This is a genomic window from Brevundimonas sp. Leaf168, from assembly GCF_001423685.1.
GTDB lineage: Bacteria > Pseudomonadota > Alphaproteobacteria > Caulobacterales > Caulobacteraceae > Brevundimonas > Brevundimonas vesicularis_C.
This window is the reverse complement of the sequence record NZ_LMOY01000001.1, coordinates 453835-477035: the sequence shown is the minus strand read 5'-3', so window position 1 is coordinate 477035 and position 23201 is coordinate 453835. Positions and strand designations below refer to the sequence as shown.

The window sequence follows — 23201 nt, the reverse complement described above, 5'->3', positions numbered from 1 at the left end:
CTATTTGACGTCGATGGACTGGCCGATGCGTTCGGCCAGATCCCGGTCTGCGCCCTCGACGCTGGCGATCCAGACGTGGATCTCCTTGGGGTCCGTGGCGCGCTGGAACAGGTGCTCCATCGCCAGACGGCGGCTGCCTTCGGTCACGACGACCGAGGCGCGGCCGCCGGCGCGGACCGTCTCGCCGTCATAGATCGGAAACTGCGACGACGGACCGGCGTAGATCATCAGCAGGGTCTGGTCGCCGCGCTGGACGCGATAGATGTTGGCGTTCGCGCCGGCGCGCGCCGGGGTGATGGTCAGGCCGGTAGGCAGCTGGATGCTGAACGGCAGAGCGGCGATGGCGGCGGCGTTCAAGGCCGCCGGGGCGGGTGCGGCGGCCGGCGGGGTTGCGGCAGGCGCGGTCGTTGTCGGTTGGGGCGCGGTCGCTTGAGGCGCCGTTGTGGTCGGGGCTTGCGTTTGCGGACGTGTCGCGGTCGCCGGGCGCGTCGTGGCCGCCGGGCTTTGGCCGATGGGCGGCTGGGCCTGGGTCGTGCGCGTTGCGGATGACGCGGCGGGCGCCGGACGCGGCGATGCCGCGGGGGTTTGGCCGATTGGAGGCAAGGCCTGGCTCGTCGCCCGGGCCGGGGCCTGGGTCGGAGCTGCCGTGGAGGCGGCGGGCGGGGTCGCCGAAGGCGGGGCGCTGTTCAAGTCCCGCGTCAGGTTGGAACCGGCGCGCTGCGGCGGAGGCGTCGTCGCCTGTCCGGAAATCACGAGGGCGGCGGCAAGGGCGATCATGGGCATGGCCGAACCATCGCGCGGCCGGAGCGCGACCGCAAGCGCGACCTCACGCCTTCGGCAGCGCGACCCAGAAGGTGGCGCCCTCGCCCGGCGCCGAGATCACGCCGATCGAGCCGCCCTGCAACTCGACCAATCGCTTGGCTAAGGCCAGGCCGACGCCGTGCCCCTCGACCGTCGAACGCTCAAGCCCCAGGCGGTTGAAGGGTTCGAACAACTGCGCCTGCTTCTGTGGCGACAGGCCGGGGCCGAAATCGCTGACCTCAATGCGGACGCAGTCGTCCTGACGAAGCGCACGCAGGACGACACGGCCGCCGGAACCGCCGTATTTCAGCGCATTGCTGGTCAGGTTGGTGATGATCTGGGCCAGACGCTGAGAGTCCGCGACCGCGATCAAGCCATCGCCCTCGCACACCACCTCGACGGCGACCCTGTCGGAGTCGGGCCACAGCAGGCACGTGCGGCGCACGTCTTCCAGCAGCCCCGGAATGTCGGTCGGCCGCAGATCGACCCGGACGGCCCCGGATTCGGCGCGGGCCACATCCAGCAGATCATGGGCCAGGGTTTCGACCTGACGCGCGGTCTTGACCAGCATGTCGGACATCTCGGCCTGCTGGGCCGAGACTGGCCCCAGATGGCCCTGCCGCCACAGGTCGCCAATGCCGATGATGCCGGCGACGGGGCTCTTGATCTCATGGGCGACGTTGGCGAGCAGGCGAGACTTGGCCTCCGAGGCCTTCTCGGCGCGTTCTCGACCAACGCGCGCGCGCTCCGCCAGAAGATCGCGCTCTTCCAGCAACGAGGCCACCAGCAGGACGGGCATATAGCCGATCAGCACCAGCATCTGGGCCATCAGAACCTGATGGGTCAGGTCGCCCTGAGCATAGGGGCCGTTTCCGATCATGGCGCTGCCGACCAGCAGCACGCTCATGACGACGAGGGTGAAGGCGGCGCCCGCGACGCCGAGCCGTACCGCGATGGCCAGCAGAAGCGGCAGCAGGACGAAGCCCATCGGCACGTCGCCCGTGAAGGCGACAAAGTAAAAGACGGGAACAAGGCCGATCAGAACGAAGGCCTCGATCAGCTTCCTGGGTTTCAGCAGTCGCGCGAACATCGCAGGCGTCAGCGACATTCCTAGCGAACCCAATACAGCGATGCCCAAGGCGTGACCCAGCCACCAGGTCTGGAACCCCTGCCAAACGATGTCGCCCTGGCCCATCAGCGACAGGATCAGGGTGCTGCACAGGGCGGCGGGGATCGGCGCCAGGACAGCCGCGAAGAACAGGAAGCTGACCGCGCCGTTCAGGCTGGAAAGGTTGAGCGTGGGCGAGAACCGGCGCGCCAGCAGGACAGCCCCGACGATCTCGATCATGTTGGCGATCGTGAAGGCCAGCGCCAGCGGCGGCTTATTGCCGGCGATGATCTCGCCAATCAGGATGCTGACGGTCAGGACGCCGGCGAAGGTGAGGTCGCTGGCGCGGCCCCTGCTCGTGCGCAGCCAGACGGCGACGGCGACGCCGCTGGCACCCCACAGGCCCGCCACCAGTCCGGCCGAACGGGCATAGGCGATCGCCAGCGCGACCAGGATGGCGACGACGACGCCTGTCAGCACTGGAATCAGGGGATTGGGGCCATCCGGGCCGTCGGCGCCGACGGGGCCGGGCCGATGGCCAGCCGCCATCACGCCCTTGACAGGCGCGCTATGGGGGGCGTCGATGTTGAGCGCGCGGCTCAGGATCATGGACAGGTTCCGACCAATCAGAGGTCGGGATAGGACGACACGGTTCCTAATATCCCCTGAAGTCAGGCCTGCAATTTTTCGTTGAAACGCCTGACGGCCTCGGCTGCGCCGTCGGGATGGTTCCAGACCCCGCCGCTGACCGCCACGAAGTCGGCGCCGGCTTGGGCAAGCTCTGCGGCGTTATCGACTGTGATCCCGCCAATGGCGACGCAGGGTGTCTCGACCGTCTCTTGCCACACCGTGAGAATGTCCAGCGGCGGGCGATGCACCGTTTCCTTTGTATCGGTGGGATAGAAGGCGCCGAAGGCGACGTAGTCGGCGCCGCCCTCTGCGGCGTCCCAGGCCAGATCGCGGTCGTCGTGGCAGGTGACGCCGATCATGGCGTCCGGCCCCATGATACGCCGCGCCTCGGCCAGAGAGCCGTCTTCCTGACCGATGTGAACGCCGTCGCAGCCGGTGGCCCGCGCCAGATCGGGCCGGTCGTTCAGCAGGACCGCGACATCATGACGCCGCGCAATGGGAGCCAACACCTCGACCGCCGTGCGGATAGCCGCGTCGTCGGCGGGCTTCAGCCGGATCTGCAAGGCCGCGACGTCGCCGGCGGCCAAGGCCTGATCGAGGGTTTGCGCAAAGGCGTTCAGGTCGGCGATCGCGGGCGGCGTGATCAGATACAGCCGGCAGGGCGGACGCTCGGGGACGGTGGGTGTTCGGGCCATGTCCGTCATTGCCTGCCCACGCGACGATCCGTCAACGGCCCAAGGCCGGGCGAAACCGTGCGAACGACTTGCAATCGCCTTAAGGACTGCTATAGCGAACCATTCTCAGTCAGTGAAACGTGTAGCGCCTCGTGTACGTCTGCAACTGTAACGGTCTTCGCCAGCGTGATGTCGCCCAGGCCATCGAGGCCGGCGCCTGCCGTCCGCGTGACATCTTCGCGCGCAACCAATGCCGGGCCCAGTGCGCCAAATGTGTCTGCGAGATGCGTCAGATGATTCAGGAAAGCCGCGAAGCGTTCGCACTCGCAGCCGAATAGTTTGCTTCGACTGCGGCCGACAGTCACTCGCACTCTCAATGCAGTGATAAAAACTCGCAAATAAACAAAGCCCGTTTTACTGTGTTATGGCTGCGCTCGACAGACGGCGATAGCGCCGTGGCGAGACCAAGGACCATGGCCATGAAGGGTGACCCCGCAATCCTGCGCACGCTGAACGCAGTGCTGACCAACGAGCTGACGGCCGTAAATCAGTATTTCCTGCATGCCCGCATGTTCGAAAGCTGGGGCCTCGCGCACCTGGGCAACGTCATCTACGAAGAGTCGATCGGCGAGATGAAGCACGCCGACATGCTGATCAAACGCATCCTCTTCCTGGACGGGCTGCCCAATCTGCAAGACCTGCACAAGCTGAAGGTCGGCGAGGATCCGATCGAATGCCTGGGCGCCGACCTGCAACTGGAACTGGACAGCCGCGCGACGACCGCCGCCGCCGTGACCCAGTGCGAGGAAACCCGCGATTACGTCAGCCGTGACCTGCTGATGAAGATCCTGGCCGACACCGAAGAGCACATCGACTTCCTGGAAAACCAGCACAAGCTGATCGAGCTGATGGGCGCGCAAAACTATCTGCAATCGGCGATGAAAGAGATCGTCACCGACGGCGCGGCGACCGGCAACTAAGCTCTGCCTCCTGACGGAACTCCAATCCGCTCCGGCCATTAGCCTGTCAGGGCTAAGCTGGAGCGGACCATGACCGATATCGACGACGCCATCGACGACGTGCGCGACGCCGCCATGGACTTGCTGAACAGCGAGGGCCGCAGCGCCGGCCATGTGGTCGCCGGGATCGCCCTGACCGTCGGCTTCGCCTTGTTGGCCCACACCATCGCCTCGGGCGCGTTGAAGCCCCGTCGCAACCTGAAACAGGTGCGCGACAAGGACCTGCCGATCACCGAAAAGCCCAAGGGGGCCTTCAGCCTGATCCTGCCGGCCGTGTTCTCGGCGACGACCCTGTCGGCCGTGCGCGTGTGGAATGCGCCTCCGCAAAAGGAGCGGACCCGCGCCATGGGCCTATGGGTCGCGGCCCAGACGGTGAACGCCGTCTGGTTGGGCCTACGGCCGTCGTCGATGGCGCGTCAGGTGGTCGCCGCGATGTCGTCGGCCGGTCTGGCCGCCGCCTTCGCCCACGAAGCGCGCAAGCTGGACGAAGGGGCCGGCAAGATGGCCGCGCCGCTGGGGTCAGGTGTGCGGTTCGGAAACTTCCTGCACCGCAAGGCCGACGACGCCTCGGGCGGACGCACCCTGCATTAGGTTGCGTCGCCTTGCCCTTTATCGGGGCTTCCTCTAGGGATCGCGCCCTATTCGCCTCGCCCCGAACGGTGCGAGGGCGCAACTCCATTTCCGATGTGACCCCATGAAGATCAACGGCAACACCATCAAGCCCGGCATGGTCCTGCAGCACAATGGCGGCCTGTGGGTCGTCACCAAGGCCAGCCACGTCAAGCCCGGCAAGGGCGGCGCCTTCGCCAACGTCGAGGCCAAGAACCTGGAGACCGGCAACAAGCTGAACGAACGCTTCCGGTCGGAAGACAAGGTCGAGCGCGTGACGCTGGAACAGAAGGACTTCTCCTATCTGTTCGACAACGGCGACAGCCTGGTCTTCATGGACGACGCCACCTATGAGCAGATCGAACTGCAAAAGGACTGGGTCGGCGAAGAGCGCATCCCCTATCTGCAAGAAGGCATGAAGGTCGTCATCGAGATGCACGAAGAGCGTCCGATCGGCCTGGAACTGCCCGATCAGGTCGTGCTGGAAGTCGCCGAGACCGAGCCGACCGTGAAGGGCCAGACCGCCTCGTCGTCCTACAAGCCCGCGCTGGCGTCGAACGGCGTGCGCATCATGATCCCGCCCTATATGTCGGCCGGCGAGCGTATCGTCGTCGACACGACCAGCGGCGAATACGTCCGCCGCGCGGACTAACAGACCACCACGCTAAAGCGGCCCCTCGCGGGGCCGTTCCTTTCTGAACTTCTCCGACTGTCCGGCTGCGGCTTTGAAGGACTTTCGGACCAGGAGATTCCCCGATGGCCCTCGCCTCCGCCCTGCTCCAAGTCATGACCGATGCGGTGCGCAAGACCGCCCGCCCGATGCTGCGCGACTTCGGCGAAGTCTCCCAGCTTCAGGTGTCGAGGAAGGGCCCCGGCGATTTCGTCACGGCCGCCGACCTGAAGGCCGAAGACACGCTCTACGAACTGCTGATGAAGGCCCGCCCCGGTTACGGCTTCCTGGGCGAGGAACGCGGCATGATCGAGGGGACGGACAAGTCCCACACCTGGATCGTCGATCCGATCGACGGCACCACCAACTTCATGCACGCCATGCCCCACTTCGCCATCACGGTAGGGCTGGAGCGGCGCGCCCCGGACGGGTCGAGCGAGATCGTCGCCGGCGTGACCTACAACCCCGTCATGAACGAGCTGTTCTGGGCCGAAAAGGGCAAGGGCTGCTATCTGAACGACCAGCGCATCCGCGTCGCCGGCCGTCGTGACCTGTCCGAAAGCCTGATCGCCACCGGACTGCCCTTCATCGGCAAGTCGGGCCACGCCCAGTCGATCAAGGATCTGCACGCCGTGGGCCAACGGGTCGCTGGCATACGCCGCCTGGGTTCGGCTGCGCTGGACTTCGCCTGGGTCGCCGCAGGCCGCTACGACGCCTATTATGAGCGCAATCTGAAGCCCTGGGACGTGGCGGCGGGCATCCTGTTCGTCACCGAGGCCGGCGGCCGGGTCACGACCATCGAGAACGACGGCGATCCCAAGACGGGCAAGTCGATCCTGGCGTCGAACACCGAACTGCATCCGCACCTGCGCAAGGTGCTTCAGGGCTCCTGAAGCTCGCTTCTGTCTCTTCCCCGCTTGGGGGAAGTGGCGCGGCGCTTCTTAGCGCCGTGACGAAGGGGCTCTTGCCTGATCGCCAGCGGCCGGTGGGGCGTCAAGAACCCCTCCACCGCTTCGCGGTCCCCCTCCCCACATGTGGGGAGGAGACGGTCATCGGCCTGTCGCGCCCCCGCCCTATCCAAGGCGGATGATCCGTTTCATCCTGTGCGGCCTCGTCCTTCTGACCGGAACGCCAGCCTTGGGTCAGCCCCTGATCATCGCCCATCGCGGCGCGTCCGGCGAACGGCCCGAGCACACGCGTGCGGCCTATGAGCTGGCGATCGAACAGGGCGCGGACGTGATCGAGCCGGATCTGGTGCTGACCAGGGACGGCGTCTTCGTCGATCGGCATGAGAACGAGATCGGCGGCACGACCGACGTGAGCGGCCGGCCCGAGTTCGCAGGCCGTCGGACGACCAAGACCATCGACGGGGTCGAGACCACCGGCTGGTTCACCGAAGACTTCACCCTGGCCGAGTTGAAGACCCTGAGGGCCAGGGAGCGGTTGCCCGGCTTTCGACCGGGCAGCGCCGCCTATGACGGACAGGAGCCGATCCTGACCTTCGACGAGGTCGTCGCCATCGCGCGCGAGGCCTCGGCGCGGACCGGGCGGACGATCGCCGTGGCGCCGGAGCTGAAACACCCGACCTACTTCGCCGGGATCGGCTTGCCGATGGAGGACGGTTTCGTCACCGAATTGGAGCGGCTGGGTCTGTCGGGCGCCGAGGTGCCGATCATCATCCAGTGTTTCGAGGTCGGGCCGCTGGAGCGGTTGGCGACGCGGATCGATGCGCCGCTGGCTCAACTCGTGGCGGCCAAGGGCGGACCGGCGGACCGGGCGGACGTGACCTATGCCCAGATGATCGCGCCCGAGGGGCTAAAAGCCATTGCCGCTTACGCCGACTGGGTCGCGCCGGAGATGACATTGGTCCTGCCGCGCGACGCCGAAGGCCGCACGACCGCGCCGAGCACCCTGGTCGCAGACGCTCATGCGGCGGGCCTGAAGGTCGTGGTCTGGACCCTGCGGGCCGAGAACGCCTTCCTGCCGGTCGAGCGACGCAGAGGCGACGACCCGGCCGGGCACGGCGACATGGCCGGCTATGCCGCAGCCTTCGCCGCAGCTGGGGTCGATGCGCTGTTCAGCGACTTCCCGGCCCTGGCGCGGACCACGGCGCCCTAGTTGCGGAACTGAAGTTCGGCGAGGCGGGCGTAGAGGCCGCCCTGGGCGACGAGTTGCTCGTGGGTGCCCTCTTCGACGACGCGGCCGTCGTCCATGACGACGATGCGGTCGGCGCGCAGGACGGTGGCGAGGCGGTGGGCGATGACCAGGGTGGTGCGCTCCTCCATCGCCTGATCGAGGGCAACCTGGACCAGGCGTTCGCTTTCGGCGTCGAGGGCGCTGGTGGCCTCGTCCAGCAGCAGGATGGGGGCGTCGCGGACCAGGGCGCGAGCGATGGCCAAGCGCTGGCGCTGGCCGCCCGACAGGCTCTTGCCGCGCTCGCCGAGCGGGGTGTCGAAGCCCTCAGGCAGGGCGTCGATGAAGCCAAGCGCCTGAGCCTTTTCAGCGACGGCGCGGGCCTCTTCCAGGGTTGTGTTCTCGCGGCCGAAGCGGATGTTTTCCAAGGCCGAGCCCGAGAACAGCGGCGTCTCCTGCGACACCCAGGCGAAGCGATCGCGCACGGCGACGGGATCGGCCTGGCGCACATCGACGCCGTCGACCGAGACCATGCCGGTCTGCGGATCGTAGAAGCGCAGCAGCAGGCGGAAGACCGTGGACTTGCCGGCGCCGGACGGACCGACCAAAGCGACCGTCTCACCGGGGCGTACGGTCAGGCTGAAGCCCTTCAAGGCCGGAAGGTCGGGGCGGCCTGGATAGGCGAAGCCCACGGCCGACATCGACACCTCGCCACGCGGGGGCGTTGGCAGGGCCGTGGCCTGGGGCGGCGGGGCGATGCCGGCGACGGCGCGCATCAGCTCCTCGATCCGCTCCATGGCGCCGGCGGCCTTTTGCACGTCGCCCCAGCTTTCGCCGAGCGCGCCAACGGCGCCTGCGGCGAAAACGGACAGCAGAACGAACTGAAGCAGGGCGCCGGGCGTCATGGCGCCCTTCACCACGTCCTGGGCGCCCAGCCACAGCACCAGGGTCACGCCGCCGAACATGACAACGATGATCAGGGCGGTCATCCAGGCGCGGGCCTGCATCCGCGTCAAGGAAGCGTTGAAGGCGTCCTCGACCGCCGCGCCGAAGCGGGTGATGGCGCTCTGTTCACGACCGAAGGCCTGGACCGTCTCAATCGCGTCCACGCTTTCACCGGCGAAGCCGACGGCGTTGGCGAAGCGATCCTGAGACGCCACGGTCAGTTTGCGCACCTTGCGGCCGAAGATGAAGATCGGTCCAAGGAGGAAGGGCACGATCAGCAGGACGAAGCCGGTCAGCTTGGGACTGACGAAGAACAGCAGGGCCACGCCGCCGATCAGGGTCAGGAAGTTTCTGAGCGCGTAGGAGATCGAGGTCGTCATCAGCGTCTCGACCAGGGCGATATCCGTGGTCAGGCGCGACAGCACCTCGCCCGTGCGCATATGGGCGTAGAAGGACGGGTCCAGCGTCAGAATGCGGCCAAACAGACCCTTTCGCACATCGGCGATGACGCGCTCGCCCGTGCGGGTGACGAAATAGTAGCGGGCGGCGGTCGCCAGCCCCAGGAACAGGGCGTTGGCCCCCAGCAGCAGGAACCAGATGTTCAGATTGGCGCCGCCGGCCTCGAACCCATGGTCGATGGCCCCGCGCGCCAGGGCGGTCAGGCCCAGCGAGGCGGCGGTGGACAGCAGCAGCCAGAAGACCGCCATCAGGGCATGACCCTTGTGGCGCATGGCGAAGGGAATCAGTCGCGCGAGCGGGCGGATGTCGCGGCGCTTGGCGCGCTTGGCGCCCGCTTCGGACATCTGGTCGGCCAGAAGGGCGCCGGCGCTGGGCCGTCCTTCCAGCGACGCCATGCCCGAGGCGCGGTTGGCGGAAGGGGCGGAGGCGGCGGCTTGATCGGTCATTTCGCCCGCCTCTTGCCCCGGAACGCCCCCCGGTGTAAACGCCGCCCCTCATTCCCGCCGGATTTCTGGCGGGTTTCTCATTTCACGCGCACGGACGGTCGGCATCGTCACCGCGCAGAGACCGGACGACGACCATGAAGGCGGATACCCATCCCGACTACCACTTCATCACCGTGGTGATGACCGACGGCAGCACCTACCAGACCCGTTCGACCTACGGGAAGGAAGGCGACAAGCTGGCCCTCGACATCGATCCGTCGACGCACCCGGCCTGGACGGGCGGCAACGCCCAGCTGATGGACCGCGGCGGCCGCGTCTCGCGCTTCAACAACAAGTTCGCCGGCTTCATCAAGAAGTAAGCGCGTCCTGGCTGCGACATCTCGCAGCAATCGGAACACCAAGAGCGTCGGTCGAAAGGCCGGCGCTTTTTGTTTGGTCGGAACACCGATAATGTGGGGGCGTTCGGGTACCAGGGGCGTCGGCCACGCTGGCCGAAGCGATCGAAGAAGCGGAAGACTATGAATAGACGGCAACTGGGTCTGGGCGTCGCGACGGCGGCCATGACCCTTGGCTCGGCGGCGCGCGCGCAGCAGGTCTTCGTGCAGCGCGGACCGGAGGCGACCGCCTTCTACAACAGCTTCAACGACCAGATTTCTCGTCTGCCCGAGACTCAGCAGGCGGATGTGCGCGCCATCTATGAGATGAACGGCTGGCGGCCGGTGTGGAACGCCGACCGGGTTCGGGCCCTGAACACCGTCGCGGCCGGCGCCAATCGCCATGGTCTGGCGGGCTCTGACTATTTCGACTTCGTGGGACTGGCCGCCGATCCGGCGAGCGCGGACCTGCGGACCACGGCGGCGGCGCTGGCCTATGCCCGCGTCCTGGCCGAGGGCAAGGTGCGGCCCGAGACAGTCGAAGACCTTTGGGAAATGCAGAAGAACCGCGTGGACCTCCCGCGCGGTCTAAGCGACGCCCTGACCCGCAACGTGCTGGGCCAATGGTACGACGGCCTGGCGCCCACCGACATCGGCTATCAGAACCTGTCGGCCGGCTATGTCCGCTATCGCCGTCTGGCGGCGCAGGGCGGCTGGCCCCGCTTCACCCAAGGCGCGACCATCGAGCCGGGCAATAGCGATCGCCGAATCCCCGCCCTGATCGACCGCCTGACGGCCGAAGGCGACCTGTCGGCCGCCGACGGCGCGCGGCTGAAGTCGCAGGGCCTAGTTTACAACGCCGAACTGCAACGTGCGGTGCAAAGCTTCCAGAACCGCCATGGCCTGGGCGCAGACGGGCGGATCGGCGCGGGCACCCAGCGCTCGCTGGGCGCCTCGGCCGAGGACCGTGCGCGTCAGATCGCGCTGAACCTGGAGCGCCGTCGCTGGCTGAAGCGCGAGGTCGCGCCCGAGCGGATCGAGGTCAACACCGCCGCCGCCATCATGGTCTATTGGAAGGACGGCAAGCCGGTTCACTCCAACCGCGTCGTGGTCGGCTCGGCCGAGAACCAGACGCCCAGCCTGGAGAAGCCGTTCGCCTCGGTCGTGGCCAATCCGCCCTGGTATGTGCCGGCCGGCATCGCGCGCCGCGAAATCCTGCCCAAAGGGCCGGGGTATCTGGCCGCCAACGACATGTACGTGAAGGACGGCACGGTCATCCAGCGCGCCGGTCCGCGCTCGGCCCTGGGCTATGTCAAGTTCGAGCTGCGCGACAGCTACGCCATCTTCCTGCACGACACGCCGTCGAAAGCCGCCTTCAACCTGTCCACGCGTCAGCGCAGCCACGGCTGCGTGCGGGTGCAGAATGCGGTGGAGTTCGCGCGCCTGCTGCTGTCGCCCGATCCGACCAAGCTGGCCCAGTTCGACACGGCCCAGGACACGCGCGAGACGACGCGCGTGACCACCGGCCGGGAAATCTCGGTGCGTCTGCTGTACTGGACCGCCTTCGTGGATGGTCAGGGCCGCGTGGCGTTCCGCGAGGACGTCTATGGCCGCGACGACAAACTGGCGCAGGCGCTGGGCATCGGCGTCAATCTGCCCAAGCCCATCGACGACGGCCGGGCGGACGCCAACGACGTCGGGCCGTAAAAGGGGCGATCAGCCCCTGAAGGCCGCCTCGAGCATGCCCATCTGGCTGAGCACAGGGTTTTCCGGGGCCTGATCCTGATCGTCGGCATACATGCGGCGATCCAGATACAGGGTGCGGTCGAACAGCTTTTCCGATCGCACGAGGTATTCGATCAGGGCGATCGGAAGTTCGGCGTGGCTGGGCTCGGCGTCGATGCGGCGCTCGTTCAGGCGATAGCGCGGCTCGCAGGCGGTTTCCGGCGACATGTCGTCTTCGCGCACGGCCCGCTGGACCAGCAGCCAGGACGCAATCTGCATCAGGCGGGTGGTCAGCTTCATGCTCTCGGCCGCATAGGCCAGGGCGGCGGCGCGCGACAGCATCTTGGAATCGCGACGGCCCTCGCCGTCCAGATAGGCGGCGGTCTCCTCGACCAGTTCCATGCCTTCGCGGAAGGTGCGATCGAACAGCTCGGACCGGGCGAAATCGCGAACGGTGCGGCTGCGGTCAGCGGGGGACGGAGCGGAGGTCATTTGAGCATTGATCATCAGAGAAGGTCGGGTCCGTCCTGCAATCGGCGCCTGGCGGGGCCGTTCGCACGAAAGATGCAACGCTCATGCCATGCCAGCGGATCATTCGCGATCACGAACCGAAGTTGAACAAGGCGTCGGCGGCGTTTTTCTTGGAGCGTTTCGTCTCGATCGCGGCGCGCGAGCGAACGATCTCGGCCTCAAGCGCGGCGATCCGCTCCTGCAAATCCTCGACGGCGTAAACGTCCAGGTCTTCGCGTGACAGGGCCCGCAGCGGTTCGCCGCGTTGCGGGCGGGGTTCAAGATCTTCGGACATCGTCGCCTTCCTTTCGCGCTGTCATGGCCAAGGCGGTCCACGGTCCCTATCTGAACGCCCGGATACGGACGAATGCAAGGCGAGTGCGATGCGCGTGATCGAAATCGAAGGCGGTTCCGGACCGGCCGAGGCCCTGAAGATCGCCGAACGGCCCGATCCCGTGGCGGGGCGGGGTCAGGTGCTGATCCGGGTGCGGGCGGCGGGCGTGAACCGGCCGGACCTGCTGCAACGCACCGGCGCCTACCCCCCTCCCCCCGGCGCATCGGACGTTCTTGGGCTTGAGGTCGGGGGCGAGATCGAGGCCGTCGGAGAGGGCGTGACGCGCTGGACGGTCGGCGACCGGGTCTGTGCTCTGTTGGGCGGCGGCGGCTATGCAGAGCTGGCCGTGGTGGATGCGCGTCACGTCCTGCCGATCCCCGAGGGTCTGGATTACGTGCAGGCGGCCGTGCTGCCGGAAACCGTCTTCACCGTCTTCGCCAATGTGTTCGAGGGCGGCGCTTTGAAGGCCGGCGAGACCTTGCTGATCCACGGGGCGACCAGCGGCATCGGCGTCACGGCCATTCAGATGGCCAAGGCGGCCGGCGCCCGAGTGATCGCCACCTCACGCGGGGCGGACAAGGCCGCAGCCGCCAAGGCGCTGGGCGCGGACATCAGCCTGGACGCCAAGAGCGAGGATCTGGAGGCGCAGATCCGCGAGGCGGGCGGCGCGGACGTGGTTCTGGACATGGTGGGGCGCGATTACGCCGCCCTGAACCTGAACAGTCTGAATGCGGGCGGGCGTTGGGTGGTCATCGCCTCCCTGACCGGCCCCAAGGTCGAGATGGATCTGCAGCGGATCATGCTGAAGCGATTGACCCTGACCGGATCGACGTTGCGCAGCCGCCCGGCGGACGAAAAGGCGCGTCTGACCGCGGCTGTCGAGGCGACCGCCTGGCCGTGGGTCGCATCCGGCAAGGTCAAACCGCCGGTTCAGGCGGTCTTCGCGTTGGAGCAGGCGGCCGATGCGCACGCCGAACTGGAAGCCGGCGGGCACATCGGCAAGATCGTGCTGAGCGTCTAGTAGCGCCCGCCGCGCACGGGGCGCAGCGACGAGATGTTGTCGTTGAAGCCGCCGTTAAGGAAGCGGACGTCGCCTTCGACGATGCGGCAGCGCCCCCGGAACTCGGCGTCGGTGCAGACTTCCCAGCGACCTTCGACGCGCATCGAACTGATGCGGTCGTTGAATGGGGTGCGGCCCAGGTTGCGGTCTTCGCTGGTGAACTCACGCGAGGCGCCGCGGAAGTTGGCGTCCTCGTAAACGGTGATCGAGGACCGACCCCAGCCACCGCCATTGCCGCCGCCCCAGCCGGGGCCGCCGTTGCCGGGTCCCCAGCCGCCGCCGGGGCGACCGGGCTGGCTGTCTTCATAGTCGCCACGGAAACGCCCGCAGACCAGCAGGCCGTTGTCGTTGTTGATCTCCTCGCCGCCGCAGCGGTTCAGCTCGATCGACGTGCCGCGCATCCGGCCACGCATGTCGCGGCAATCGGCATAGAGACGACCGCGATTCACATAGGCTTCCGAGCACGACTGGGTATAGCCGCCGCGCGGGGCGACGCGTTGTTGTGCATAGTCCTGGCCCGAGGCCATCGCTGCGGCCAGAGCCGCGCCAAGCAGAATGGACATGGTGGTTCTCCTCTCCCGAAGCTGAAAAGCTTCATTACCGCGAAGGTTGCGTCAGGGCGGATGAACCGTTGCTGTATGGGATTGCCGGTCATCGTTTTCTTTTGTGTCGAATAGGCCTATATCGGCTTCATACGCGCCCGGTCGAAAGGCCGGGCGCCGTCGTATCCAACGCCAGCCGAAGCCTCATTCGGCGGCTCAACAACACCGGGACGAACGCCCCATGAGCGACATTCTGATGCCCAAGGCCACTGCGGTCTGGCTGGTCGACAACACCTCTCTCAGCTTCGAGCAGATCGCCGACTTCTGCGGCCTGCACCCGCTGGAAGTTCGCGGCATCGCCGACGGCGACGTGGCGCGCGACATCCGTGGCGTCGATCCCGTCACCGGCGGCCAGCTGACGCGCGAAGAACTGGACAAGGCACAGGGCGACGAAAACTATCGCATGAAGGCGATCGTCAGCCGCCACGCCGAACTGCTGAAGTCGGCAAAGCCAGCGCCGAAATACACGCCGGTGTCGCGTCGCCAGGACCGCCCCGACGCCATCGCCTGGTTCGTGCGTAACCACCCCGAGGTGACGGACGCCCAGATCGCCAAGATGCTGGGCACGACGAAGTCCACCATCGAGAGTGTGCGCAACCGCACGCACTGGAACAGCGCCAACATCAAGCCGGTCGACCCGGTGACTCTCGGCCTGGTCGGCCAGCTGGCGCTGGACGAGATCGTCAAGAAGGCCGCCGACAAGAAGGCCAAGGACGACCTGAAGAACGCCGGCGGCACGATCCAGCCCGTCGAACAGGTCGAGGCCGAGCCCGAGTTCGTGCCGGAAGCCCGCCAACGTCCCGGCGCCGAGCCGACAGCGGAATCGGTGTTCGGCACCAAGGACTGATCCGCCTTCGCGCAACAAAAACGGCCCCGGAGAGCGATCTCCGGGGCCGTCGTCGTTTTCAGGAGGTCGGCGCTAGGTCGCGCGCGCCTCCAGACTGGTGATTTCTTCCTTCAGCCGAAGCTTCTTCTGCTTCAGCGCCCTGACCTGCAACGGATCCGTGGACGGGCGGGTAAGCTCCTTCTGGATGGTCTCATCCAGGGTGCGATGACGATTACCCAGTTCGCGAATACGAGCCTCGATGGTCATGGCTTGCGCCTCCTTTGGTTAGGGACCAGTAGAGTGAGCGCCCGGTTTGGCGCGCTGTGTAATCACTTTCCAGTGACAGCCCGTCGCCCCGGACCCGAAGGAGGCTGACCCCCAAAATGGACGATGATGTGAACGGAGCCATACGGAACCCGCCTGCCAGATTGGTGGTCGGAATTTCAGGGGCTTCCGGCGCCGTCTATGGCGCCCGGGTGCTGGATGCGCTGAACGATCTGGGCGTCGAAAGCCATCTGGTCGTGACCAAGGCCGCCCTGCTCACATTGTCGCAGGAGACCGATCTGTCGCCCGACGAACTGACGACCAAGGCGTCGGTGGTTCACAAGCTGGGCGACGTGGGGGCGACGATCGCCTCCGGCTCGTTTCGCACCCTGGGCATGATCGTGGCGCCCTGCTCGATCAAGACGATGAGCGAGATCGCGACGGGCGTGACTTCCACCCTGCTGACGCGGGCGGCGGATGTGACGCTGAAAGAGCGGCGACCGCTGGTGCTGATGGTGCGCGAAACGCCGTTCCACCTGGGCCACCTTCGCACCATGACCGCCCTGGCCGAAATGGGCGCGACCATCGCCCCGCCCCTGCCCGCGCTTTACGCCCGGCCGGGCTCGATCATGGAGATGGTCGATCAGTCGGTGGGTAGGACGCTGGACCTGTTTGGCCTGGATTGGGGCGCGGTGCGGCGCTGGGAAGGCCTGAAGTCATGAGGCTGTGGGACTGGGCGGTCGCCGCCTATGGCGCGCCGGGGGTCGGCGAGGCGTGTCTGGCGCTACAGGACAGCCACGACCAGAACGTGCCTGTGCTGCTGTGGTCCGCCTGGGTCGCGGCGACAGGCCGAAAGCCGGACGAAGAGACGATCGAGGCGGCCTGCGACACGGCCCGCGCCTGGGACAGCGTCGTGGTCGCCCCGCTGCGTTCGGTGCGGCGGATACTGAAAGCGCCGGTGCCCGATATCGATGACGGCCCGCGCGAGAGCGTGCGCAACCGCATCAAGGCGCTGGAGCTGGAGGCGGAACGGCATTTGCTGGACGCGCTGGAGGCGCTGGCTCCCGAACCCAGCGGGCCGGCCCGCCCGATCATCGACGGCCTGGCAGCCACCGCCCGGATGTGGGCGGACGTCACCCCGCGTCCGGCCTTGATCCGGCTCGCAGACGCCCTTCCGGGCTAAGATCAGCGTGGCTATAAGCGGCTTGAGACGAGCGGCGTGGAGATGACACGATGAACGACGACACGCCTGCGATCACCGAGGAAATGGCCGAGCTTCAGGCGCGGGTGAACCATCTGCGCCAGGAACACGCCGACCTTGACGCCTCGATCGAGGCCTTGGGTCAGGCCGCCATTCCCGATCAGCTGATGATCGCCCGGCTGAAGCGAAAAAAGCTGGCGCTGAAGGACGAGATCGTGAAGCTGGAAGACCGCATCCTGCCCGACATCATCGCCTGATTTGGCCGGGCGAGCGGCAGGTTCCGCCCTGCGACCATCCGCCGCCCTGCCCTAGCCCCAAAGTCGCCAAAGCCGGTGGGCATAAGCCGCCCTCCCACGGAACGCCGTGCGCTGTCGGGGCGCCGCTTCCTTCATTCCAGAGCGTAGAGACGCTGGAGAGGCCGCCGAATGCGACGCCTGCTGTCCAACGCGCCGATGGCGCGGTGCAAGACCCTGTTGATCCACTCCGGCCAGACGGCCGCGTTCGCCGCCGTGGCCGTTTTCGCCGCCGCCGCCGCGCCAAATGCTGCGCGCGAGGCCGCCTTGCCGCCGCCGACCCAGATCGCCGCGCCGGTGTCGCCGCCGCTGAAGGCCGAGGTCGAAAAAGCCGGGCCGATCACGCGCCAGATCGCCTTCACCGCCCCGGTGCGCGGCTATGCGATCAACTCGCCGTTCGGCCTGCGCAAACTCGCCATTGAAGCCAAGGCGCGCGCGCACAAGGGCGTCGACATCGCCGCGCCCAAAGGCACGACCGTCTTCACCGCCGCCGAGGGCGAGGTTATCCGCACGGGCTACGACCCCGAGGGCTATGGCAACTTCATCGAGGTGCGCCACCCCAACGGCATGAGCACCCTGTACGGCCACCTGAGCCGGATCGATGTGGCGAACGGCGATGCGATCGCGCCCGGTCAGCGCATCGGTCTGGTCGGCTCCACCGGCTATTCCACTGGGCCGCACCTGCATTTCGAGGTCCGTCGCGGCGGCGCCCAGGTCAATCCGACCAAGGTGGTCGATCGCCATTTCGAAGTGACGGTGAAGGCCAAGGCCTGACGCACATTGCGTTGCGACGGGCGCCGCAAACGTCCTAGTGTCCCCCCTCGTTCTGGGAGGGATGGACATGAACAAGATCGTCGCCGCCGTCGTCGCGGGCCTTTTGGCCGCCACGCCCATCGCCGCTTCAGCGCAGGATTATGGGCGCTACAGCGACGCCGCCGCACAGACCGAGCTGTCGCGCCTGGCGGATGTGCAGATGGCGGTCATGGTGCCGATGCGCGACGGCGTGGGACTGGCCACCAATGTCTATCGCCCCAAGAACGCGTCCGGCCCCTTGCCGACCGTTTTCGTCCGCACGCCCTATAACGAGCTGGCCTACAACGCCCGCACTACGCGCTCGGCCCTGAGCTGGGTCAGCAAGGGCTATGCCTTCGTCATCCAGAACGAGCGGGGACGGTATTTCTCGGGCGGCGACTATCAGATCCTGGGCTATCCCCAGACCGACGGCTATGACGCCCTGACGTGGATTGCGGCCCAGCCCTGGTCGAACGGCAAGGTCGGCACCTTGGGCTGTTCGTCCTCCGCCGAATGGCAGCTGGCCCTGGCGGCCCAGAACCATCCCGCCCATGCCGCCATGGTGCCCCAGGCCTCGGGCGCCGGCATCGGCAAGGTCGGACGCTTCCAAGAACAGGGCAACTGGTACACCGGGGGCGTGCCGCGCAACCTGTTCTTCGTGTGGCTGTACGGCGTGGACAATCCGCAGCGCGCCCAGATCCCGATGGATCTTGACCAGGAAACCCGCGCCCGGATCGTCCGCTACAACGACCTGGACGCCAAGAAGCCGGATGTGAATTGGCCCAGCCAGATCCGGCATCTGCCGGTCAATGACATGCTGAAGGACCTGGGCGAGCCGGCCGGCACGTTCGAGGAACTGATCGCGCGCACCCCATCCGATCCGGCCTGGCGTCAGGGCGGCCTGTATCACGACGACATGGGCTGGGGCGTGCCGTCCCTTTGGTTCAACAGCTGGTATGACGTCTCCATCGGGCCGAACATGGAGCTGTTCAACCACGCCCGGTCCACGACCCAGGATCGCGAGGCGGCCGAGAACCAGTATGTCGTGGTCGGCCCCAACAACCACTGCGCCTTCGGCGGCCTGGGGCCGAACTACAAGTCGGGCGACCGGCCGCTGGGCGACGCCACCTTCGACAGCGACGCCCTGGTGCACGCCTGGTTCGATCGCTGGCTGAAGGGCGAACGCCGCGCCTTCCCCGAGAGCACGCCGCACGTGCAGTATTTCAATATGGGCGAAAACGCCTGGCGCACAGCCGCGCAGTGGCCGCCGGCCGGGGTCAAGACGGTGCGGATGTATCTGCGCTCAGGCGGCGGGGCCAACAGCTTGAATGGCGACGGCCTGCTGAGCCTTCAGGCGCCGCCCGCCGGCGAGCCGGCCGACCGCTATCGCTATGATCCGATGAACCCGGTCCAGACCATCGGCGGCGGCGATTGCTGCAACGGTGGGCTGGTCACGGCCGGGGCCTTCGATCAGCGACCGATCGAAGCGCGCAACGACGTGCTGGTTTATACGTCGGAGGCGCTGACCGAGCCGATGCAGGTCACCGGCTTCATCGATGCGGTGCTGAAGGTGTCGTCTTCTGCGCCCGACACCGATTTCGCGGTCAAGCTGGTGGATGTGGCGCCGGACGGCACGGCCTATATCCTGGGCGACACCATCATGCGGGCGCGCTATCGCAACGGCTATGATCGCCCCGCACCCCTGACGCCGGGCCAGGTAGCGACCGTGCAGCCCACGCCGCTGACCATCAGCAACACCTTCCAGCCCGGTCACCGCATCCGGGTCGAAGTCACCAGCTCCAACTTCCCCAAGTTCGTGCGCAACCTGAACACGGGCGGACCGAACGAGACCGAGAGCCAGGGCGTGGTCGCCGACAACGCCATCCATCACGCGGGCGACGACGCCTCCTATATCGACCTGCCTGTGGTGAAATAGGCGCCCCTGCGCCGAAGTCGCTGGCGTCCCCTGTCGTCGGATTCTAGTCTGACGACAGGGATTTGGGAGGCGACATGGCGGCGTTGACGCTGGATGGGGTGAACAAGCGATACGGCGATTTCCACGCCGTGCGCGATCTGAGTTTTCAGGTCGAGAAGGGGTCGATCTGCGGCTTTCTGGGACCGAACGGGGCGGGCAAGACCTCGACCCTGCGGATGATCCTGGGGTTGCAGCCAGCGACGTCGGGACGGATCGAAATCCTGGGCGCCGACGACGGGCGCAAGGTGCGCGACCGGATCGGTTTCCTGCCCGAGGAGCGCGGTCTTTATAAGAAGATGACGCCGGTCGAGGCCATCGCCTTCTTCGGCGCGCTGAAAGGCCTGCCGGTCGCCGAGGGCCGCAAGCGCGCCAAGACCCTGCTGGAGCAGCAGGGGCTCGGCGAGGCGCAGAAAAAGAAGATGAAGGAGCTGTCCAAGGGGATGGCGCAGAAGGTGCAGCTGATCGCCTCGGTCGTGCACCAGCCTGAGTTCGTCATCCTGGACGAGCCCTTCTCCGGTCTGGATCCGATGAACCAGCAGGGTCTGGAGTCGATGATTCGCGGCCTGGCCGCGAATGGCGCCACGGTGCTGTTCTCCACCCACGTGATGCAGCATGCCGAGCGGCTGTGCGACAAGGTCGTGCTGCTGGCGCGTGGCAAGAAGGCGTTCGAGGGGACGGTGGATCAGGCCAAGGCCACCTCGCCGCGCTTCCTGGATCTGGACGGCGCGATCAGCGCGGACGCCGCCGCCGCCCTGCCTGGCGTGGCGGGCGTCGAGACCCTGTCAGACGTGGAAGGCGTGCGTCGCCTGAAGATCGCCCTGGCGCCCGGCGCCGGTGGTCAGGACACGTTGAAGACCGCCTTCCTGAACGGCCTGGACGTGCGCGGCTTCGCGCTCAAGGAGCCGACGCTGCACGACGCCTTCATCGGCCTGACCGGCGACCATCCCGACCAACCCGTCGCATCCGTGGAGGCTGTCCGATGAACCGCACCCTGCTGATCGCGCGACGCGAATATGTCGCCTACGCCAAGACCGTCGGCTTCTGGCTGTCGCTATTGGCTTTTCCGCTATTCGCCGTGCTGGGCGGCGGCATTCCAGCGCTGATCAAGGCCTCCGAGCCGATCAAGTCGGTGGCGGTGATCGAGGAAGGCCCCAATGCGACGGGTCTGGCCGCCGCCGTTCGCGCCTCTCTGCAAGCGGATGTGGATCGTCAGAACCAGCGCCTGCGCGAAGCCGCCGAAAAGGGACAGGCGGGCGCCGGGCGCGCCGTCGCCTCCATCACCGGCCCCAAGATCCGTCTGGTTGACACGTCGCCTGCCATCGCCGACGCCGTCGGCCCGGCCCGTGACGAGGCGATCCGCCAGGCGCTGGACAAGCAGACCTCGAACGCCAGGCGCCTCGACGCCGTGGTCTTCCTGAGCCGCACGGATGGCAAGCCCGCCGCCCAGGTCTGGACCGCGCGCGCCACTGACAACGACGTCTCCGGCTTCATCCGAAATGCCCTGCGTGATGCCCGACGCACCGAACTTCTGACCGCCGCCGGGGTCGCCCCGGCCGTGGCGCAGGAGGTTCAGACCTTCCGACCGGAGGTGAAGTCCTTCTCGCCCAGCGCCGCCAGCGGGGGCGAGGTGTCGATGCGTGACCGAATCCCGTCCTTCATCGGCCTGGGCGTCGGATTCCTCCTGTGGTCGCTGGTCATCACAGGGGCCTCCATCCTGCTGAACAGCGTGATGGAGGAGAAGTCGAACAAGATCCTGGAGGTGCTGCTGTCCTCGGCCTCGGCGACCGAAATCCTGACGGGCAAGGTGCTGGGCGTGGCGCTGCTGACCCTGACGGTCATGGGGGTCTGGGGCGGGATCGGGGCCTTCACCCTGATTTCGGCCTCGCCCGAGACGGCGGCGACGGTCGGACAGGTGCTGCTGCACGACGGCCTGATCTTCTATTTCATCGCCTATATGGTCGGCGGCTACCTGATGTATGCGGTGCTGTTCGCAGCCATCGGCGCCTTCTGCGAGACGCCGCGCGACGCCCAGACCCTGATGGGGCCGATCATGATGATCCTGGTCGTGCCGATCCTGGTCATGCAGATGGCCCTGACCAGCCCAGATGCGCCGGTGGTCAAGGTTCTGTCCTGGATCCCCTTCTTCACCCCCTTCCTGATGAGCGCCCGCGCGCCCAGCGATCCGCCGCTGGTGGAGGTGGTTCTGACGCTGATCGGCATGTTCGCGACCGCCGCCTTCATGGTGTGGATCGCCGGGCGGGCGTTCCGCGCCGGCGCGCTGTCAGACGTGAAGCTGAGCTGGAAGAGCTTCGGCCGGGCGATTACCGGACGGGCGTAGGCAGCACGGTTGTCTCCTCCCTGTCGCGTCGCGATGGGGAGGTGGCGCCGCGCTTCTTCTGTGGGACTTCATGAGTCCTCCACCACGCTCCGCAGAAATGAAACGCAAAGAAAAAGGCCGCTTCCCGAAGGAAGCGGCCTTAAATCTTTGGGCTTTCGCCGGGGTCTTAACGACCGCCGGGAACGCGCGGCTTCGGCGCGGGCAGCAGGCCCTCGCGCTGCATGCGCTTGCGCGCCAGCTTGCGGGCGCGACGGATGGCTTCAGCCTTTTGACGGGCGCGCTTTTCCGAGGGCTTCTCGAAGTGCACGTGGCGCTTCATTTCACGGAAGCTGCCCTCGCGCTGCATCTTCTTCTTCAGGGCTTTGAGCGCTTGGTCGACGTTGTTGTCGCGAACGAAAATCTGAACCAGGTTAAACTCTCCTTTGGCCGCCCGCCGCGTCCTGTGAGGGAGACGGGCGAACAAAATAAAATCATCTTCCGACAGCCGGGCTCTCGGATGAAGGCGCGCTGATACACGAGCCGCCTCCTTCTGTCCAGATCGTCGCGACCATTCTTCAAGGCTCGAAACGCCATGACGACCGGCGTATGATCGCCCTTATGACCGAGACGACAGACTGGGCCGACCGGACCGAAAAGACCGTGCTGGACGCCGCCATCGCCCGCGCGCCCGCACTCGGCTGGAACGCGCGCCTGGTCCGCGAAGCCTGCGAGGCGTGCGGCCTGTCGCAGGGCGACGAGGAACTGCTGCTGCCTAACGGTGCGCGCGATCTGGCGGCCCTGCTGTCGCGCCGCCATGATGCGCGAGCGCTGGCGGCTCTGGGTGAAATCGACGCCAGATCGCTGAAGATTCGCGAGCGAATCGCCCGCGCCGTGTCCGAGCGGATGGAGGCGGGCGCCGCCGATCTGGAGGCCACGCGTCGCTGCGCCGCCTTCCTCGCCTTGCCCGTCAACGCCGATCTGGGGCTGAAACTGGCTTGGGAGAGCGCGGATCATCTGTGGCGCTGGGCCGGGGACGAGGCGACCGACTGGAATCACTATTCGAAGCGGACGATCCTGTCGGGCATCCTGATTCCCGCCCTGACCCTGCGCTGGTTCGACGGACGCGAAGCGGCGGAGGCCTTCGTCGCCCGCCGGATCGAAAACGTCATGGCCTTCGAGAAGTGGAAGGCGGGCAAGGATTTCGACGCGCCGTTCCGAAAGGTCAGTGATGCGCTGAGCCGCATGCGGTATGGGGCGAAAGCCTAGACCTTGGCGGAGCGAAGCTCGGCGCGATTGTCGCGCAGCGCCTGATCGCGACCAGATTGGTGTCCAGGTTGGTATACCCCGACGCCTAGGATCAGAACCGCAACGCCAAGTATGGCGCCTGCCAGCACGCGTGAGCGGCCAGCTCCGTCTGAAGTTCTTTGGTCTGCG

General features: G+C 66.9%; 27 protein-coding genes. 18 read left to right on the top strand and 9 right to left on the bottom strand.

Annotated features, from left to right (window positions below; translation table 11 throughout):
• The 3 genes from ASF81_RS02335 to thiE all read right to left on the bottom strand — a co-directional run bounded on the left by ASF81_RS02335 (position 1) and on the right by thiE (position 3234).
• Positions 1 to 783: a hypothetical protein gene (locus tag ASF81_RS02335; RefSeq protein ID WP_055804287.1), complete on the bottom strand. Its 783-nt coding sequence runs from the start codon at positions 781 to 783 to the stop codon at positions 1 to 3.
• Positions 784 to 826: 43 nt separating this feature from the next.
• The gene (locus tag ASF81_RS02330) at positions 827 to 2518 is read right to left on the bottom strand and encodes a HAMP domain-containing sensor histidine kinase (RefSeq protein WP_055804284.1); all 1692 of its coding nucleotides are present in this window, start codon (positions 2516 to 2518) and stop codon (positions 827 to 829) included.
• Between the two features lie 62 nt (positions 2519 to 2580).
• Positions 2581 to 3234: a thiamine phosphate synthase gene (thiE, locus tag ASF81_RS02325; RefSeq protein WP_055805338.1), complete on the bottom strand. Its 654-nt coding sequence runs from the start codon at positions 3232 to 3234 to the stop codon at positions 2581 to 2583.
• A 131-nt stretch (positions 3235 to 3365) separates the two neighbouring features.
• Here thiE and ASF81_RS02320 point away from each other — a divergent pair, with 131 nt between their 5' ends.
• The 6 genes from ASF81_RS02320 to ASF81_RS02295 all read left to right on the top strand — a co-directional run bounded on the left by ASF81_RS02320 (position 3366) and on the right by ASF81_RS02295 (position 7629).
• A complete protein-coding gene (locus ASF81_RS02320; protein WP_055804280.1) occupies positions 3366 to 3551 on the top strand; it encodes a bacterioferritin-associated ferredoxin in 186 nt (61 codons plus the stop codon).
• Positions 3552 to 3692: 141 nt separating this feature from the next.
• Positions 3693 to 4193 carry a bacterioferritin gene (gene bfr, locus ASF81_RS02315; RefSeq protein ID WP_026108332.1) on the top strand — a complete coding sequence of 167 codons (501 nt, stop codon included), beginning with the start codon at positions 3693 to 3695 and terminating at the stop codon, positions 4191 to 4193.
• Between the two features lie 69 nt (positions 4194 to 4262).
• Positions 4263 to 4823 (top strand): tryptophan-rich sensory protein, encoded by a 561-nt coding sequence (locus tag ASF81_RS02310; protein WP_055754984.1) that lies wholly within the window; start codon positions 4263 to 4265, stop codon positions 4821 to 4823.
• 103 nt (positions 4824 to 4926) lie between these two features.
• Entirely contained in the window at positions 4927 to 5493 is a 567-nt protein-coding gene (gene efp, locus ASF81_RS02305; RefSeq protein WP_017504556.1) for an elongation factor P, read from the top strand.
• Between the two features lie 104 nt (positions 5494 to 5597).
• Positions 5598 to 6404, top strand: coding sequence for an inositol monophosphatase family protein (locus ASF81_RS02300; protein WP_017504555.1), 807 nt, complete (start codon positions 5598 to 5600; stop codon positions 6402 to 6404).
• A gap of 193 nt (positions 6405 to 6597) precedes the next feature.
• The gene (locus ASF81_RS02295; protein WP_055804277.1) at positions 6598 to 7629 is read left to right on the top strand and encodes a glycerophosphodiester phosphodiesterase; all 1032 of its coding nucleotides are present in this window, start codon (positions 6598 to 6600) and stop codon (positions 7627 to 7629) included.
• Here the strand turns inward: ASF81_RS02295 and ASF81_RS02290 are convergent.
• On the bottom strand, positions 7626 to 9494 hold the full coding sequence (locus ASF81_RS02290; RefSeq protein ID WP_055754987.1) for an ABC transporter transmembrane domain-containing protein: 1869 nt from the start codon (positions 9492 to 9494) through the stop codon (positions 7626 to 7628). The genes ASF81_RS02295 and ASF81_RS02290 overlap by 4 nt on opposite strands.
• A 134-nt stretch (positions 9495 to 9628) precedes the next feature.
• Between ASF81_RS02290 and rpmE the strand changes: the two genes are divergently transcribed.
• Both rpmE and ASF81_RS02280 read left to right on the top strand, forming a co-directional pair.
• On the top strand, positions 9629 to 9853 hold the full coding sequence (rpmE, locus tag ASF81_RS02285; protein ID WP_017506001.1) for a 50S ribosomal protein L31: 225 nt from the start codon (positions 9629 to 9631) through the stop codon (positions 9851 to 9853).
• A 159-nt stretch (positions 9854 to 10012) separates the two neighbouring features.
• Entirely contained in the window at positions 10013 to 11575 is a 1563-nt protein-coding gene (locus ASF81_RS02280; RefSeq protein WP_055804273.1) for a murein L,D-transpeptidase, read from the top strand.
• Positions 11576 to 11584: 9 nt separating this feature from the next.
• Here the strand turns inward: ASF81_RS02280 and ASF81_RS02275 are convergent, their stop codons facing one another.
• Positions 11585 to 12085 carry a DUF1465 family protein gene (locus ASF81_RS02275; protein ID WP_055754989.1) on the bottom strand — a complete coding sequence of 167 codons (501 nt, stop codon included), beginning with the start codon at positions 12083 to 12085 and terminating at the stop codon, positions 11585 to 11587.
• Between the two features lie 109 nt (positions 12086 to 12194).
• A complete protein-coding gene (locus ASF81_RS02270) occupies positions 12195 to 12398 on the bottom strand; it encodes a DUF1192 domain-containing protein (protein WP_055804270.1) in 204 nt (67 codons plus the stop codon).
• A gap of 88 nt (positions 12399 to 12486) precedes the next feature.
• Here ASF81_RS02270 and ASF81_RS02265 point away from each other — a divergent pair, with 88 nt between their 5' ends.
• Positions 12487 to 13458, top strand: coding sequence for an NAD(P)H-quinone oxidoreductase (locus tag ASF81_RS02265; RefSeq protein WP_055804267.1), 972 nt, complete (start codon positions 12487 to 12489; stop codon positions 13456 to 13458).
• Here ASF81_RS02265 and ASF81_RS02260 read toward each other — a convergent pair.
• Positions 13455 to 14060: a beta/gamma crystallin-related protein gene (locus tag ASF81_RS02260; RefSeq protein WP_055804263.1), complete on the bottom strand. Its 606-nt coding sequence runs from the start codon at positions 14058 to 14060 to the stop codon at positions 13455 to 13457. The two genes, ASF81_RS02265 and ASF81_RS02260, sit on opposite strands and share 4 nt — an antisense overlap.
• A gap of 220 nt (positions 14061 to 14280) precedes the next feature.
• Here ASF81_RS02260 and ASF81_RS02255 point away from each other — a divergent pair, with 220 nt between their 5' ends.
• The gene (locus ASF81_RS02255; RefSeq protein ID WP_055804260.1) at positions 14281 to 14946 is read left to right on the top strand and encodes a DUF1013 domain-containing protein; all 666 of its coding nucleotides are present in this window, start codon (positions 14281 to 14283) and stop codon (positions 14944 to 14946) included.
• 72 nt (positions 14947 to 15018) lie between these two features.
• Here the strand turns inward: ASF81_RS02255 and ASF81_RS02250 are convergent, their stop codons facing one another.
• Entirely contained in the window at positions 15019 to 15192 is a 174-nt protein-coding gene (locus tag ASF81_RS02250; RefSeq protein WP_017505994.1) for a YdcH family protein, read from the bottom strand.
• Between the two features lie 116 nt (positions 15193 to 15308).
• Between ASF81_RS02250 and ASF81_RS02245 the strand changes: the two genes are divergently transcribed.
• The 7 genes from ASF81_RS02245 (at position 15309) to ASF81_RS02215 (ending at position 21788) form a co-directional block, all read left to right on the top strand.
• Positions 15309 to 15911: a UbiX family flavin prenyltransferase gene (locus ASF81_RS02245; protein ID WP_055804256.1), complete on the top strand. Its 603-nt coding sequence runs from the start codon at positions 15309 to 15311 to the stop codon at positions 15909 to 15911.
• Positions 15908 to 16372, top strand: a complete 465-nt coding sequence (locus ASF81_RS02240) for a TIGR02444 family protein (RefSeq protein ID WP_055804253.1) — start codon at positions 15908 to 15910, stop codon at positions 16370 to 16372. The genes ASF81_RS02245 and ASF81_RS02240 overlap by 4 nt, the downstream gene beginning before the upstream one ends.
• Before the next feature lie 50 nt (positions 16373 to 16422).
• Positions 16423 to 16647 (top strand): YdcH family protein, encoded by a 225-nt coding sequence (locus ASF81_RS02235; RefSeq protein WP_017505991.1) that lies wholly within the window; start codon positions 16423 to 16425, stop codon positions 16645 to 16647.
• Between the two features lie 168 nt (positions 16648 to 16815).
• Complete coding sequence (locus ASF81_RS02230) at positions 16816 to 17457, top strand: M23 family metallopeptidase (protein WP_055804250.1); 642 nt, start codon at positions 16816 to 16818, stop codon at positions 17455 to 17457.
• A 67-nt stretch (positions 17458 to 17524) separates the two neighbouring features.
• On the top strand, positions 17525 to 19411 hold the full coding sequence (locus ASF81_RS02225) for a CocE/NonD family hydrolase (protein ID WP_200932846.1): 1887 nt from the start codon (positions 17525 to 17527) through the stop codon (positions 19409 to 19411).
• Positions 19412 to 19485: 74 nt separating this feature from the next.
• Positions 19486 to 20433, top strand: coding sequence for an ABC transporter ATP-binding protein (locus ASF81_RS02220; RefSeq protein WP_055804244.1), 948 nt, complete (start codon positions 19486 to 19488; stop codon positions 20431 to 20433).
• Positions 20430 to 21788: an ABC transporter permease gene (locus ASF81_RS02215; RefSeq protein WP_055804241.1), complete on the top strand. Its 1359-nt coding sequence runs from the start codon at positions 20430 to 20432 to the stop codon at positions 21786 to 21788. The genes ASF81_RS02220 and ASF81_RS02215 overlap by 4 nt, the downstream gene beginning before the upstream one ends.
• Before the next feature lie 166 nt (positions 21789 to 21954).
• On the opposite strand, the gene rpsU is transcribed toward ASF81_RS02215, so the two are convergent.
• A complete protein-coding gene (rpsU, locus tag ASF81_RS02210; protein ID WP_026108547.1) occupies positions 21955 to 22197 on the bottom strand; it encodes a 30S ribosomal protein S21 in 243 nt (80 codons plus the stop codon).
• A 188-nt stretch (positions 22198 to 22385) separates the two neighbouring features.
• On the opposite strand from rpsU, the gene ASF81_RS02205 reads away from it, so the two are divergent.
• Entirely contained in the window at positions 22386 to 23033 is a 648-nt protein-coding gene (locus tag ASF81_RS02205) for a COQ9 family protein (RefSeq protein ID WP_055805335.1), read from the top strand.
• Positions 23034 to 23201 lie beyond the last annotated feature (168 nt).